The sequence below is a fragment of the Mesorhizobium sp. AR10 genome (assembly GCF_024746795.1).
Classification (GTDB): Bacteria; Pseudomonadota; Alphaproteobacteria; order Rhizobiales; family Rhizobiaceae; genus Mesorhizobium.
Window position 1 is genome coordinate 1,842,314 of sequence record NZ_CP080524.1, and the last position, 13,018, is coordinate 1,855,331.

Genomic DNA, 13,018 nt, shown 5'->3' on the forward strand with positions numbered 1-13,018 from the left:
TCGAAAGCCGACATTCCGGACGGAATTCTAGCCTAGAGCCTGTTCCATCCCGATGGAATCGGGATGGGGCTCTATCTTTTGTTTGAGCATGATCTTTTCCGAAAACCGGTTTCCACTTTTCGGGATCATGCTCAACGGTGGCGCTTCCGTAGTTGCGACAACCCTGCTCGTCAATATCTGTAGCGCACTCAAATCGGTTCAGTCCGGGCTGGCAGTGCTTCCTCGCCCCCAGCGCGGCGCCGGTTGGGCAGCGGGCGGATCGTTTGCGACCGGCCCGGCAGAGACGGGCGTCTGTTCCATGACCGCAACGGCCTCGTCGTCCCCACGAAGCAGCTGTACGCCACGCCTGCGCAAGACAAGCACCAGCACGGCCCCGGCGATGATGCCGCCTATATGGCAGGCCCAGGAAATCTGGTCCTCGCCGCCGGCGGCAAACATCACGATTTGAAACAGGATCCACAGGATCAGCGGGATGAAGGCCGGGATGCGCAGCGGAATGCGGGCAAAGGCCAGCACCCATACTTTCACCCTGGGATAGAGGATCAGGTAGGCGGCGACCACGCCGGCGATGGCGCCTGAGGCGCCGATCAACGGCACTTGCGAGTCCCACGCCACCAGCCCCTGGAAGAAGGCACCGGCGATGGCGCAAGCCAAGTAGAAGATGAGATAGCGGATATGGCCGAGCGCATCTTCGACATTGTCGCCGAACACCCACAGGAACAGCATGTTGCCACCGAGGTGGAAAATATCGGCATGCAGGAAGGAATAGGTGAGGTAGCTCAGGCTCTCGGGGATGACCACAAATTGCGGGGCCAGTTCCACCCTGTCGTGAACGACGGACGGAATAAAACCGAGGCCGAGCACTGCGGCGTTTGAGAAAGCCTCACCGCCGAGCGATGTGGCGAGGTAGATGAGCGTGTTGACCGCAATCAGGCTGATCGTCACATATTGCAGCCGGATATGCCGCAGCCTGTTGGTGTCGTAGAGCGGGATGAACAACTGGGACCCCTCCCGCTTCGGCAAAATTCAGCGGTTCTTGCCGGGAACCCATAACACGTCGGCGTTTCCGTTGTCATTGACCGCACGCGCGGCGACGAACAGAAAATCCGACACCCGGTTGATGTATTTTATGGCCTCGCGGTTGACGTGTTCGCGCGGGTCCTGCGCCAGCGCCACCATGATGCGCTCGGCCCGCCGCGCCACCGTGCGGGCGAGGTGAAGGGCGGCGGCGGCCGGCGTGCCGCCGTTCAGGACGAAGGATTTGAGCGGCTGCAGATCCTTGTTGAGCAAGTCGATGTCCTTTTCGACACGGTCGGTCTGCGAGACGATGATGCGCAGCGGCTCATAGCCGAGCGGCTTGCCGTCCTCAGGCACGGCCAGATCGGCGCCGAGGTCGAAAAGGTCGTTCTGGATGCGGCTGAGCATCGCGTCGATCGACGGATGGGTTGAAGCGGTGTGGACGCGGGCCATGCCGATGCAGGCATTGGCTTCGTCGACCGTGCCATAGGCGTCGATGCGCAGATCGGATTTCAGCCGCCGTTCACCGGTGCCGAGGCCGGTGGTGCCGTCGTCGCCGGTGCGAGTGTAGATCTTGTTGAGCTTGACCACGGCTTGCCTCCCGAAATGCCGTCACTTGCGGGTGAAATACACCGCCAGCAGGATCAGCACCAATGCCACGAACTGCAAGAGCACACGCGCCTGCATCAGCTTGTTCGAGGTCATGCCGTCGCCGCCGCGCATCATGTTGATGAGGCCGCGGATAAGCACGATCACCACGGCGACCATGACGAGGACGGCGAGGACATTGAAGACGGTTGCCATAGTCTGTTCCCAGTTCGATTGCGTTCAGGCGCGTTTGGCAAGCAAGCGGTAGAGCATCGATGCCGGCAATATGCGTTTGAGGATCACGCCGATTCTGGCCGGCACTGTTACCACATAGTGCGGTCGCGGGCGCCGCGACAGAAGCGCATGGCGCAGGGCCGCATGAACCACCTCCGGCCCGGGTTTCAGCCCCGATACGCTGCCGCCGGCCCGCAGCCGTGCCAATTGCGCCTCGTAGTCGACACGGTGGACGGAGTTCTCGTGGTCGATATTCCTGAGGAACCAGAACAACGCATTGCTGGCGATCTTCGATGTCACCGGCCCCGGCTCGATCAGTGAGACGTGGATGCCGCTGCCCTGGAGCTCCTGATGCATGCACAGCATCAGCCCTTCGAGCGCGTGCTTCGATGCCGAATAGGCGCCGCGAAAGCGAACCGGCGTCAGCCCGAGGATCGAGGAGCAGTGGACGAGCCGACCATGGCCCTGGCTGCGCATCGCCGGCACGATACGGCGGGTAAGGTCGTGCCAGCCGAAGACATTTGCCTCGAATTGTTCCCTGAGTGCGGCTACCGGCAGGTCTTCCACCGCACCGGGCTGTGCGTAGGCGCCATTGTTGAACAGGGCATCGAGCCGTCCGCCCGTCCGCTCGAGCACCGAGGCCACCAGCGCCTCGATGGAGTTGGGTTCACGGTAGTCGAGATAGAACGCCTCGATGCCATCGGCCTCGAGCGCGGCAATGTCGCTGGGTTTGCGCGCCGTCGCGAACACCCGCCAGCCCTCCGTCTTGAGCGCCCGGGCGCAATAAGCGCCTATCCCGGAAGAGGCGCCGGTGACGATGATCGTGCGCAACGCGGCTCCATGAGGAATTGTCGTTTGACCTAGGGTTGCCATTTGCCGCAATCCCTTCCCATATTCGCGACGTCGAGACAATCGAAGGGAATGCGGTTCTTGTTGCGGAAGATTGTCGCCCTGCGCCGCGTGCTCTATGACGCGCTTGGCCATTTCAACACCGACGACGGCTGGGCAATGGCCAGTCATCTGGCGATCACGTCGTTGATGGCACTGTTCCCGTTTCTGATTTTCGCCACGACGCTGGCCAGCTTCCTCGGCGCGCAGGCCTTCTCCGACACGGCCGTGCACCTCGTCTTCGACACCTGGCCTGAGCAGATCGCCAAGCCGATCGCGCGCGAGGTGCTCAACGTGCTCACTGTTCGGCGCACCGACCTTTTGACCTACGGCGTGCTGCTTGCCGCCTACTTCGCCTCGAACGGCATCGAGGCGCTGCGCACCTCGCTCAACCGAGCCTATCGTGTGTCCGAGACGCGCGGCATCATCTACCGCCGGGTGCAGAGCATCATTTTCGTTTTGATCGCCACGGCAGGGTTCCTGGCGATCAGCGTGCTGCTGGTGCTCGCGCCGTTGCTGGCGCGGCTCGCCGAAGCACATATCGAAGGGATCAAGCCCTATATGGGCACGATCACGCTATGGCGTTACGTCATCGCCTCGGTGGTCATCGTCGGCGGGCTGTTTGCCGTGCATTTCTGGCTGCCGGCGGGCAGGCGCCGCTTCGTCTCGATCGTGCCCGGCATCATCTTCACACTGGCGGCATGGCTTGTCGGTTCGACCGTCTTCGCCACCTATCTCGATCATTTCTCGTCCTATGTGACCACCTATGCCGGCCTCGCCTCGATCATGATCGCGGTGGTCTTCCTCTACATGCTCTCGGCGATCTTCATCCTCGGCGGCGAGCTCAACGCCGCGATCAGCCGCTATCTCGAGGCGCGCGCCCGCGTCGGCTGAGTCCGGCGATTGAGGAATTGAAGAACTGGAGAATTGAGGAATTGAGGAATTGAGGAAAAAGCGGCCATCCAGCGCTGTGTGCTTTTTCTCCAATTCTTCAGTTCTTCAATTCCTCAGTTCTCCCTGGCGGGCCGAGCGGTTGCCAGCCCAACGCCGAGCGTGGCGATCGCCATGCCGGCAATCTGGACAAGATTGAGCTGTTCGCCGAAAAGGGCCCAGGCGATGACCGCGGTGACGGCCGGAACCAGGTAGAACAGTGACGCGACTTTCGACATCTCGCCGTCGCGGATCATCACCATCAACAGGAAGATGGCGCCGATCGACAGCACCAGCACCAGCCATGCCATGGCAAAGATCAGTTCGCCGTTGACGGTGACCGTGCGTGTCTCGAAGGCGAGCGAAGCCAAGGCCATCAGCGAGGCGCCGCCGACATATTGCCACATGGTCGCCGCCACGAGATCGCCACCGGAGGCGAAGCGCTTTTGCCAGATCGTGCCAGCGCTCATGCCCAGCACCGAGACAAGCGAGGCGATCAGCGTCTCCGCCGTCACACCGCCGCCGAGAGCGCCGAGTTTCGGCCAAAGCACGATGATTGCGCCGACAAGGCCGACTGCAAGGCCGGCCCAATGACGCGGCAGTATGGTCTCGCCGAGAAACCTGCCGGCGAGCACAGCGGTGACCAACGGCTGCAAGCCGACGATCAGAGCAGAAATCCCGGCTGGCATGCCTCTGTGGATCGCCCAGAACACGGCGCCGAGATAGACGCCATGCATCAGAATGCCGGCGCCCGTTGCATGAAGCGCCTCCGCGCGGGTTGCTCTCTTCGAGCCGAGCACGACCATCAGGCCGGCCAGCAGGACGGCCGCCAGAACGAAGCGCACGGCCAGGAAAGTGAAGGGCTCCGCCCACGGCATGGCATAGCGCGCGCCGATGAAGCCGGTCGCCCACAGGACGACAAAAGAGGCGGGGATGAACCGCTTGAGACTGTGCATTTTGCCGGACCGCCGCGTGTTGGGTGAAAGGATCACTACCGCGACTGCTCTAATGCGCTTCAAACCAGCAAGCAAAACGAAACAATTGATTTATAAGCTCATTCGAATTTAACGGGTGGCGTCACAGGATGGCGTTTCGGCTTCGACAGGAGCGGGCGAACATGCTTTTGCATCTCGATACAAGTTGGCTGCTGATGACAGTTGCGAGCGTCGCCGTCTTCGGCTTCTTCTTCGGTACGGCGCTCGACGCCATCATGAAGGATGACGGCTTCGGCTCGACCGGCAACACGCTGCTGTTCACGCTCGGCTTCTTCCTGGCGGTCATGGTGGCAAATGAACATGGCATCGTCCTGAGAGATCTCAAGCTCGCGGTCGGCTGGGGCTTGGGCGGCGCCTTCACCTTCATCAGCACGCTAGCGCTGGTCAAGGCAGGGCTCGCCCGCTGGTGATTACAGCCCGACGAGCCGCCTGACATCGTCAGGCGATGCGCCTGCCTGCCTGAGGGCAGCAAGACCGGTGTCCCCAAGACTCTTCGACAGCTTTCGTCCGTCCGGTCCTAGGATGAGACGATGGTGCAAGTAGCGTGGCTGCTTGAGGCCGAGGATTTCCTGAAGCAGGCGTTGCACTCCGGTGGCGGAAAACAGGTCCTGGCCGCGCACGACGTGGCTGATGCCTTGCAGCGCGTCGTCGACGACGACGGCGAGATGATAGCTGGTCGGGATTTCGCGTCGCGCCACGATCACGTCCCCCCAGTCCTGCGGCCGGGCCTCCACCGCACGTGTTGAAGAAAGCGTCTCGTCGGAAAATTCGCTCCATGACAGGTCCTTGCCGACGCGCGCCATCGCAGCCTCGACATCCAGCCGCCAGGCGAAGGGCGCCCCTTCGGCGATCCGCCGCTTGCGCTCTGTCATCGGCAACGTCTTGTCGGTGGCTGGATAGAGCGGCACGCCGTCCGGGTCGCGCGGCCAGTCGCGACCGCGCTTTTCGCTGTCGGCAATGAAGGCTCTGATGTCGCCTCGGCTCATGAAGGCCGGGTAGACGAGTTCTTCGCGGATCAACCGGTCGAGCACGCTCTGATAGTCCGTGAAATGGTCGGACTGGCGGCGGACCGGCTCTTCCCAATCAAGCCCGAGCCACTCCAAGTCGCGAAAGATACCCGCTTCGAATTCCGGGGTGCAGCGTGTCGTGTCGATGTCCTCGACACGCAGCAGCAGGCGCCCGCCCGCCGCCCTTGCCAGTTTTTGGTTGAGCAGCGCCGAATAGGCGTGGCCGAGATGCAGTTCGCCATTCGGGCTCGGCGCGAAGCGGAATGTCAGGAGCGTCATCTCTCAGGCAGCAATCGGGTTGTCGGGCGCTTTCGCCAATTCTACCTTGCGCCTGGTTTCATCTGCCATTCTGCGCCGGGAACAAGCATCCATGCAACGCATCGCCACGCTCGACGACATTTCGCGAGGTCTCGAGGCGCTTTGCCTGATCGATCCGCGCCTTGAAATGGTTCGCGGCATGGCCGGCGACGTGCCGCTCAGGCTGTCCGAACCCGGGTTCAGGAGCCTCGCCTCGATCATCGTCTCGCAGCAGGTCTCCCGCGCCAGCGCCGACGCCATTTTCGGCCGGCTGACAAAACTCGTCGATCCGCTGACACCGCACGCGATCCTTATCGCTGAGGAGGGCATGTTTCGCGAGGCCGGGCTGTCGCGGCCGAAGCAGCGCGGCCTGATCGCCATCGCCCAGGCCGTGGCCGATGGTCTCGACCTCGATCATCTCTGCTTGCTCGATGCCGGCGAGGCGATCGCGGCGATGACCAAGGTGCCGGGCATCGGTCCGTGGACGGCGGAAGTCTATCTTCTGTTTGCCGCCGGCCACCCCGATATTTTCCCGGCGCGTGATGTCGCGCTACAAACGGCTGTCGGTCACGCGCTCGGCATCGAGCCGCGTCCGCCGGAGAAAACGCTGATCCAGCTGGCCGAATCATGGAGCCCGTGGCGGGGTGTCGCATCGCGGCTTTTCTGGGCCTATTATCGCGAATTGAAGGGCAGAGACGCCGCGCCTCCCGCCTGAAATCGCAAAAAAGCTTTAAAATCATGCGCTTTTGGCGTGTCATTTGGCCGACATGCCGCTTCACATCCCTGTCATGTCGGGCTTACAGTATCCGCGCCGATCGGTTCAAGAGCCAAGGAGGTCCAGGACGTGACGGTTGCCGTATCTCCGGATGGGCTTCCAGCGCTGGTGCTGAATGCGGATTACCGTCCGCTCAGCTATTACCCTCTGTCGCTCTGGTCATGGCAGGACGCCATCAAGGCAGTGTTCCTCGACCGGGTGAACATCGTCGCCGAATACGAGCATGCCGTATCCTCTCCGACCTTCTCGATGAAGCTGCCGAGCGTCGTCAGCCTGAAGGCCTATGTGAAGCCGTCCCGGCATCCGGCCTTCACCCGCTTCAACGTCTTTCTGCGCGACCGCTTCCAGTGTCAGTATTGCGGCACGCCGGAGGACCTGACCTTCGACCATGTCGTTCCCCGCCATCGCGGCGGCGCGACGACGTGGGAAAATGTCGTTGCCGCCTGCTCGCCCTGCAATCTCAGGAAGGGTGGCATGATGCCGGCCCACGCGAAGATGTGGCCGCTGCAAAAACCCTTCCAGCCGACGGTGCACGACCTGCACAACAACGGCCGGTTGTTCCCGCCCAACCATCTGCATGAAAGCTGGATGGATTATCTCTACTGGGATGTCGAACTCGAACCATAGAGTTCGGCAGAAATCCGCCATGCTGGCCGCCTGACGCAGCTTTCTGCGCTTCCGGTGCTCACGTACTTGAGTACGCTCCGCTCCGGTTCTCGAAAGCCGCGCCATCCGACTCAGCCTGCCGAATTTTTGCGCGAACTCTGCGTCGCGCTAATTCAGTCGCGTGAAAGCGCGCTGCGGAAGGCGACGGCGGCCAGGATGAAGCTGGCGATGGCGTTCCAGCCGGCCAGCGAGAGGCCGAGGATGCGCAGTGCCGCCTTGTCGCAGGAGGGCGGCACGAATTTGTCGAGCGCGTCGAGCACGCCCTTGCCGCCGGTGTCTACCGGGCCGGCACCCGCGGTGCAATCGGTCGGACCCGCCCACCACGCCCATTCGACACCGGAGTGATAGACGCCGAGATAGAGGCCATACAGCATCAGCAGGCCACCGACAGCCAGCAGGCCACGAGTCAGCCAAGCAGGGGCGTGCAGCGCCGACGCCAACACGGCCAGCAGCATCAACGGCACGCCGACATAGTAGGGGGTGCGTTGCTCCAGGCAGAGATGGCAGGGGATGTAGCCGCCGATATACTGGAAGGCCAGTGCGGAGCCGACGGTGCCAGCCATGGCGACTGCGAGAAACAACGCCGTCCGTGTCCGCTGGCGCCCGGTGTCGGCATTCATGGTCGCTGTCATTGATCTATCGTCCGTTCAGTTCGCCGCCGCGCTCAGCCTCGTTTTATGCATGCCGTTTTCCCAAAACCGCTGCGCATTTTTAGGCGACATGCATCAGAACGCGTATTTGACGACGATATAGAGCAAAATCAGGGCGGCGGCGCCGGCGCCTGCGATCAGGCCGAGGCGCTTTTCGATGAACTCGCGGATCGGCTCGCCATAGCGGCGCAGCAGCCAGGCCAGGAACAGGAATCGGCCCCCGCGGGCGACGATGGCCAACACGATGAACAGCCCCAGATTGACGCCGATGACGCCGGACAGGATCGTGACCACCTTGATCGGCGGCAGATGGGCGGCACCCGAGGTGATCAGCATCAGAACGATGAAGCCGACGCCCGATGAGGTGCGCAACTGCTCGAACTCATCATACTTGCCGTAGAATTCGAGGATCGGTCGCGCCACCGCATCATAGGCATAGTGGCCGATGAACCAGCCGGCGATGCCACCCAGCACCGAAGCAGCGGTGGCGATCGCCGCGTAGCGATAGGCACGATCCGGCCGCGACAACGCCATCGGCAGATAGAGCACGTCGGCCGGCACCAGGAACACCGAGCTTTCGACGAAAGCGATGAAAGCCAGCCACCATTCGGCGGATTTTCGGGCTGCAAGGGATAGGGTCCAGTCGTAAAGTCCGCGAAGCATCCGCTCTCCTGTGGCACGCGTCGTCTGTCTAGAAAGATTTTCCGCGCTGCACAATGGCAGTGGCTTCACGAAACCGAAAGATGAAGTTTGGTCGCGGGCATGGAATTGGCCAGTTGACGAACAGGCCTCCAACCGTATAGTCCGCGCCCATCCAGGCCCTCAGGCCTGAGCCCCTATGGCGGAATTGGTAGACGCGCTCGACTCAAAATCGAGTTCCGCAAGGAGTGCTGGTTCGATTCCGGCTAGGGGCACCATTCCCATTTTTTGAGCGCCCGGGGTTCATCTGCTGGCCGGGTTTGCCGGTCACGGGATCGATCGGCGTCACGCTGCCCTGGGCTGGGGCGTGGCCGAGTTTATGCGCAGGATCGGGCAGCGACTGCGGCATAGTACCTTGGGGTTATGGTCGCGCTGCGCCGGCTAAGTCATGTTCGCTTCATCTTGAAAGAAATGCGAACGGAAGCCTGCGCGGAACAGTTCGATCTCAAGCCCGCCCGGTCTCCAAAAGCATCGGACATCACACTCCCGGAGGCGGAACAATGAACGACACAATCAAACTCGACCGCGCGCTCGGCCTCTGGTCCGTCGTGCTTTTCGGGCTCGCCTACATGACGCCGATGATCGTCTTCGGCACGTTCGGCGCGCTGGCGACGGCAAGTCAAGGAACGACTGCGATGGCCTATCTGGTCGCCGCCGCGGCCATCCTGTTGACGGCCATCAGCTACGGCGTCATGGCGCGGGTCTATCCGGTTGCCGGATCGGCCTATACCTATGCCCGCCGGTCGATCAATCCCAGCGTCGGCTTCCTTGTCGGCTGGGCTGTTCTGCTCGACTACTTCTTCCTGCCTATGGTGATCTGGTTGATTGGCGCTGCCTATCTCTCTGCGGCCTTTCCGGCGGTGCCGACCTGGGTTTGGATCATCGGCTTCATCATGGTGACGACGCTTGTCAATGTCATCGGTATCGCCTTTGCCAACCGCGTGAACGTCATCCTGATGCTGGTGCAACTTGCCGTGCTGGTCGTCTTCCTGGTGCTGGCGGCGCGCTATGTGATCGCGCTCAACGGCCCTGGCGGACTGGTTTCCGTCACGCCCTTCTTCAAGACCGGCGTGCCGTTCTCGGCCTCGGTCGCCGGCGCTGCCATCGCAGCGTACTCCTTCCTCGGGTTCGACGCCGTGTCGACGTTGACCGAAGAGACCAGGGATGCCAGGCGCACCATGCCGAAGGCGATCCTGATCGTCGCGCTTGCCGGCGGCCTCATCTTCATCGTCTCAGCCTATCTCACTCAGTTGGCCCACCCAGGTGCGGATTTCGCCTCGGTCGACACTGCTGCCTCCGAAATCGCAAAGGCGATCGGTGGCGACCTCTTCGTGACGATCTTCCTGGCGACGCTGGTGGTGGCGCAGTTCACCTCCGGTCTTGCCGCGCAAGCGAGTGTCGGCCGGCTGCTCTACGCCATGGGCCGCGACACCGTGTTGCCCGCGTCTTTCTTCGGCAGCCTGCATCCGAAATGGCACACGCCGATCCTGAACCTGATCCTGGTCGGTGTGGTCGGCCTTGCGGCGCTGACCATGGACGTCACCACCTCGACTTCGTTCATCAATTTCGGCGCCTTCCTCGCCTTCACCGCCGTCAATGTCTCGGTGATCGCGCTCTACCTCAGGCGCGATCAGCAGGTCCATCCGCTCGGCATGCTGATCGGTCTCATCATCCCGGCGCTGGCGGCCGTCTGCGACCTCTTCCTGCTGTGGAACCTCGATGGAAATGCCAAGGTGCTTGGCCTCATCTGGCTGGCTGTCGGCGTGGTCTATCTCGCGTACCTCACGAGCTTCTTCCAGAGCGCGCCGCCGGAAATGGATTTTGCCGAATAGTAAAGCAGTGAGACCCCGTTCGAACGGATCTATCGGTGCGCTTCAAATCCCTCTCAAGCGAGGAACAGCCGAAACAGCTCGGCCTGGCTTGATATGGCCAGCTTGGAATAGACCTGCCGGCGATGGACCTTGACCGTGTTGGGCGAGAGCGAAAGCACCGCGGCGAGCGAAAGGTTGGAATGTCCCTTGAGGATCAAGGTGACGATTTCAAGCTCGCGCCGGGTCAGCAGCGGATGCTCGATCCTCGCCGCGGGGACTGTGTTCTTGATGTCGAGCGAGAGGCCGGGAACATGATACCAGTGCCGCGCTGCCAGCGCGCAGACTACCGGCGCGGCGGATCTGAACAAGTCCAACTCCTCGCCGGAAAACAGCGCCGCGGAGCCGGTTCGCGACAGCGAGAGGACGCCGGTGAAGCCGTTTTCCAGCTTCAGCACGAAGCCAATCTCGTCGACGATCTCGGTCGTGGCGTAGTGCTGGCGGTGATATTCGGTCTGCAGGAAGCCGTCCGGCGCCAGCTCGCGCATGACGATCATGCGCTGGCTGCTGTCGCTGCACACGGCATCGTAGAACGGGTCGAGCACATAGGCGCCGGCAAGATAGCGGTCGACGATGATCGATCGCGCGGCCACGATCTTGTCGTTGTAGAGGTCGAAAGCGTGGCCATCCGGCGAATAGAGGAAGCCGTTCATCATCTGGAAGGGTGCCAGCAGCCGCAGCGCTGCCGCCAGCGCATCGGGAAATCCGCGCACGCCGATCGCCGCCACCGCCGCACCGAGATTGGCATTCCAGACATCGAAGGACGGAGACCGGGCTCCGGCTGCGGACTTCATGGTAGCGGCAAGCCTCTTCTTCGGGCGCTTGCGAGATTGGTCAGGTCCCGCTGCACAGAACAAGCACGCTTTCCCTTTCACGCGCAATCACCCCGTTTGGAAGCCGCTGGAGACCCATGCCATGACCCATCCACTGGACCTGACCGTCGTCGAGATCGCCAACGGCATCCGCTCCGGCGCGTTCAGCGCCGAGGCCGTCGTGGCCGAGTCGATCCGCCGCGCCACGGCCGTCAACGAGACACTCAATGCTTTTGCCGTCATTCGCGAGGACAAGGCGCTGGAAGCAGCCCGGCGCGCCGACCAGGCCGTGGCGCGTGGCGAGGCGACCGGGCCATTGCACGGTGTGCCGTTCGCAGCCAAGGATCTGACGCCGACTGCCGGCGACCTGACCACGCTCGGTTCGTGGACGAGGGGAGATTGGGTGCCATCCGGGACGGCGCTTTGCATCCGCCGTCTCGAGGCGGCCGGCGCAATCCTGATCGGCAAGACGACGACGCCTGAATTTGCTTTCTCCAGCTTCACCAACAGCCCGCGCTGGGGCATTACCCGCAATCCGTGGAATCCCGAGCGCACCAGTGGTGGCTCCTCGGGCGGGTCGGCGGTCGCCGTGGCTATGGGCGTCGTACCGTTCGCCGAAGGCACCGACATGGGTGGTTCGGTCCGCATTCCGGCGGCCTTCTGCGGCGTGGTTGGATTGAAGCCGAGTTTCGGGCGTATCCCGATGACCATCCTGCCCAGCGTCTTCGACAACATCTCGCATTTCGGGCCGCTGGCGCGCAGCGCCGCCGATGCCATCGCCTTCATGGCGGCGACGGCGGGCGCCAGCGACGAGGACATCTCTTCGCTGCCGATCGCGTTCGACGTCTGTGCGGCAAGAACGGGCGGTCTCGCAGGCAAGCGCTTCGCGCTGTCGATCGACCTTGGCTATTACGCCGTCCAGCCGCAGGTGGAAGCCGTCGTCCGGCAGGCCGTTGCCGAGATGCGCGAGGCCGGAGCCGTCGTCGAAGAGGTGCCGATCGCCTGGACGCGCGCCGTCAATGACGAATGGTTCGATCTCTGGTGCGTGTTCATGTCGGCCTTTTTTGGCAACGAACTTCCCGGCCATCGCCACCACATGGACCCTGCCGTCGTCTCGATGATCGAACGCGGCCTGGCGATGAACGCGACCGCCTACAAGCGAATCGAACTGCTTCGTACCTCGATGTGGCGCGACATGGCCGGGATCTATGAAAGCTACGACGCGCTGCTGTGCCCGACCTGCGCCATAACCGCGCCGCCGGTGGGTGAGACCGACGATGACTATAGCGCGACGTTGCCTGACGGCCGCTTCAAGGGGCTCGACATGACGTGCCCCTTCAACATGCTGCCGCAATTGCCGGCGCTGTCGCTGCCCATTGGATTGGCGGCCGACGGCTTGCCGGTCGGTCTGCAGATTATCGGCCGGCGCTTCGGCGACGAACAAGTTCTTTCCTTTGGGGCCGCTCTCGAAGCGGTTTCAGTTGGTTCCGATATCGATGCCCTGCGGGCACCGGCACAGTGACCGCATCGCCGGCCGCCCGCGTCGGTACCCGGGGAGCCGGGAGCTCCGGCTCGGCGTTGTCCCTGAAGAT

At 62.7% G+C, this 13,018-nt stretch carries 15 protein-coding genes and 1 tRNA gene; 7 read left to right on the plus strand and 9 right to left on the minus strand.

Features of this window, described 5'->3' with window-relative positions; all coding sequences use genetic code 11:
• Positions 1 to 198 precede the first annotated feature (198 nt).
• Genes LHFGNBLO_RS12420 through LHFGNBLO_RS12435 form a run of 4 tightly spaced genes read right to left on the minus strand, consistent with a single transcriptional unit; the run spans position 199 to position 2,712 of the window.
• Positions 199 to 999, minus strand: a complete 801-nt coding sequence (locus LHFGNBLO_RS12420) for a rhomboid family intramembrane serine protease (protein WP_258607591.1) — start codon at positions 997 to 999, stop codon at positions 199 to 201.
• A 27-nt stretch (positions 1,000 to 1,026) separates the two neighbouring features.
• Entirely contained in the window at positions 1,027 to 1,608 is a 582-nt protein-coding gene (locus tag LHFGNBLO_RS12425) for a cob(I)yrinic acid a,c-diamide adenosyltransferase (protein WP_258607599.1), read from the minus strand.
• Positions 1,609 to 1,629: 21 nt separating this feature from the next.
• The gene (locus LHFGNBLO_RS12430; protein WP_120016344.1) at positions 1,630 to 1,821 is read right to left on the minus strand and encodes a twin transmembrane helix small protein; all 192 of its coding nucleotides are present in this window, start codon (positions 1,819 to 1,821) and stop codon (positions 1,630 to 1,632) included.
• Positions 1,822 to 1,845: 24 nt separating this feature from the next.
• The gene (locus LHFGNBLO_RS12435) at positions 1,846 to 2,712 is read right to left on the minus strand and encodes an SDR family oxidoreductase (protein ID WP_258607602.1); all 867 of its coding nucleotides are present in this window, start codon (positions 2,710 to 2,712) and stop codon (positions 1,846 to 1,848) included.
• Between the two features lie 48 nt (positions 2,713 to 2,760).
• Here LHFGNBLO_RS12435 and LHFGNBLO_RS12440 point away from each other — a divergent pair, with 48 nt between their 5' ends.
• Positions 2,761 to 3,621 (plus strand): YihY/virulence factor BrkB family protein, encoded by an 861-nt coding sequence (locus LHFGNBLO_RS12440; protein WP_258607604.1) that lies wholly within the window; start codon positions 2,761 to 2,763, stop codon positions 3,619 to 3,621.
• A 113-nt stretch (positions 3,622 to 3,734) separates the two neighbouring features.
• Here LHFGNBLO_RS12440 and LHFGNBLO_RS12445 read toward each other — a convergent pair whose 3' ends face one another.
• Entirely contained in the window at positions 3,735 to 4,613 is an 879-nt protein-coding gene (locus tag LHFGNBLO_RS12445; protein ID WP_258607612.1) for a DMT family transporter, read from the minus strand.
• A 161-nt stretch (positions 4,614 to 4,774) separates the two neighbouring features.
• Between LHFGNBLO_RS12445 and LHFGNBLO_RS12450 the strand changes: the two genes are divergently transcribed.
• Entirely contained in the window at positions 4,775 to 5,062 is a 288-nt protein-coding gene (locus LHFGNBLO_RS12450) for a hypothetical protein (protein WP_258607614.1), read from the plus strand.
• Here LHFGNBLO_RS12450 and gluQRS read toward each other — a convergent pair whose 3' ends face one another.
• Positions 5,063 to 5,938, minus strand: a complete 876-nt coding sequence (gene gluQRS, locus LHFGNBLO_RS12455) for a tRNA glutamyl-Q(34) synthetase GluQRS (protein ID WP_258607616.1) — start codon at positions 5,936 to 5,938, stop codon at positions 5,063 to 5,065.
• Positions 5,939 to 6,029: 91 nt separating this feature from the next.
• Between gluQRS and LHFGNBLO_RS12460 the strand changes: the two genes are divergently transcribed.
• Both LHFGNBLO_RS12460 and LHFGNBLO_RS12465 read left to right on the plus strand, forming a co-directional pair.
• On the plus strand, positions 6,030 to 6,671 hold the full coding sequence (locus LHFGNBLO_RS12460; protein ID WP_258607618.1) for a DNA-3-methyladenine glycosylase family protein: 642 nt from the start codon (positions 6,030 to 6,032) through the stop codon (positions 6,669 to 6,671).
• Between the two features lie 129 nt (positions 6,672 to 6,800).
• The gene (locus LHFGNBLO_RS12465; protein ID WP_127259847.1) at positions 6,801 to 7,358 is read left to right on the plus strand and encodes an HNH endonuclease; all 558 of its coding nucleotides are present in this window, start codon (positions 6,801 to 6,803) and stop codon (positions 7,356 to 7,358) included.
• A gap of 152 nt (positions 7,359 to 7,510) precedes the next feature.
• Here LHFGNBLO_RS12465 and LHFGNBLO_RS12470 read toward each other — a convergent pair whose 3' ends face one another.
• Both LHFGNBLO_RS12470 and LHFGNBLO_RS12475 read right to left on the minus strand, forming a co-directional pair.
• Complete coding sequence (locus tag LHFGNBLO_RS12470) at positions 7,511 to 8,029, minus strand: disulfide bond formation protein B (protein WP_258607621.1); 519 nt, start codon at positions 8,027 to 8,029, stop codon at positions 7,511 to 7,513.
• A 93-nt stretch (positions 8,030 to 8,122) separates the two neighbouring features.
• Positions 8,123 to 8,710, minus strand: coding sequence for a YqaA family protein (locus LHFGNBLO_RS12475; RefSeq protein WP_258607622.1), 588 nt, complete (start codon positions 8,708 to 8,710; stop codon positions 8,123 to 8,125).
• Positions 8,711 to 8,879: 169 nt separating this feature from the next.
• On the opposite strand from LHFGNBLO_RS12475, the gene LHFGNBLO_RS12480 reads away from it, so the two are divergent.
• A tRNA-Leu gene (locus LHFGNBLO_RS12480) sits at positions 8,880 to 8,964 on the plus strand.
• 282 nt (positions 8,965 to 9,246) lie between these two features.
• Positions 9,247 to 10,578 carry an APC family permease gene (locus tag LHFGNBLO_RS12485; protein WP_258607624.1) on the plus strand — a complete coding sequence of 444 codons (1,332 nt, stop codon included), beginning with the start codon at positions 9,247 to 9,249 and terminating at the stop codon, positions 10,576 to 10,578.
• Between the two features lie 53 nt (positions 10,579 to 10,631).
• Here the strand turns inward: LHFGNBLO_RS12485 and LHFGNBLO_RS12490 are convergent, their stop codons facing one another.
• Entirely contained in the window at positions 10,632 to 11,408 is a 777-nt protein-coding gene (locus LHFGNBLO_RS12490) for a helix-turn-helix transcriptional regulator (RefSeq protein WP_258607626.1), read from the minus strand.
• A gap of 121 nt (positions 11,409 to 11,529) precedes the next feature.
• Here LHFGNBLO_RS12490 and LHFGNBLO_RS12495 point away from each other — a divergent pair, with 121 nt between their 5' ends.
• A complete protein-coding gene (locus tag LHFGNBLO_RS12495; RefSeq protein WP_258607628.1) occupies positions 11,530 to 12,948 on the plus strand; it encodes an amidase in 1,419 nt (472 codons plus the stop codon).
• Positions 12,949 to 13,018: the final 70 nt, after the last annotated feature.

Coding starts and splice junctions, on each gene's coding strand:
- LHFGNBLO_RS12430 (WP_120016344.1), bottom strand. CDS start 1,821: ATGGCAACCGTCTTCAATGTCCTCGCCGTCCTCGTCATGGTCGCCGTG.
- LHFGNBLO_RS12435 (WP_258607602.1), bottom strand. CDS start 2,712: ATGGCAACCCTAGGTCAAACGACAATTCCTCATGGAGCCGCGTTGCGC.
- LHFGNBLO_RS12440 (WP_258607604.1), top strand. CDS start 2,761: ATGCGGTTCTTGTTGCGGAAGATTGTCGCCCTGCGCCGCGTGCTCTAT.
- LHFGNBLO_RS12445 (WP_258607612.1), bottom strand. CDS start 4,613: ATGCACAGTCTCAAGCGGTTCATCCCCGCCTCTTTTGTCGTCCTGTGG.
- LHFGNBLO_RS12450 (WP_258607614.1), top strand. CDS start 4,775: ATGCTTTTGCATCTCGATACAAGTTGGCTGCTGATGACAGTTGCGAGC.
- gluQRS (WP_258607616.1), bottom strand. CDS start 5,938: ATGACGCTCCTGACATTCCGCTTCGCGCCGAGCCCGAATGGCGAACTG.
- LHFGNBLO_RS12460 (WP_258607618.1), top strand. CDS start 6,030: ATGCAACGCATCGCCACGCTCGACGACATTTCGCGAGGTCTCGAGGCG.
- LHFGNBLO_RS12470 (WP_258607621.1), bottom strand. CDS start 8,029: ATGACAGCGACCATGAATGCCGACACCGGGCGCCAGCGGACACGGACG.
- LHFGNBLO_RS12475 (WP_258607622.1), bottom strand. CDS start 8,710: ATGCTTCGCGGACTTTACGACTGGACCCTATCCCTTGCAGCCCGAAAA.
- LHFGNBLO_RS12485 (WP_258607624.1), top strand. CDS start 9,247: ATGAACGACACAATCAAACTCGACCGCGCGCTCGGCCTCTGGTCCGTC.
- LHFGNBLO_RS12490 (WP_258607626.1), bottom strand. CDS start 11,408: ATGAAGTCCGCAGCCGGAGCCCGGTCTCCGTCCTTCGATGTCTGGAAT.
- LHFGNBLO_RS12495 (WP_258607628.1), top strand. CDS start 11,530: ATGACCCATCCACTGGACCTGACCGTCGTCGAGATCGCCAACGGCATC.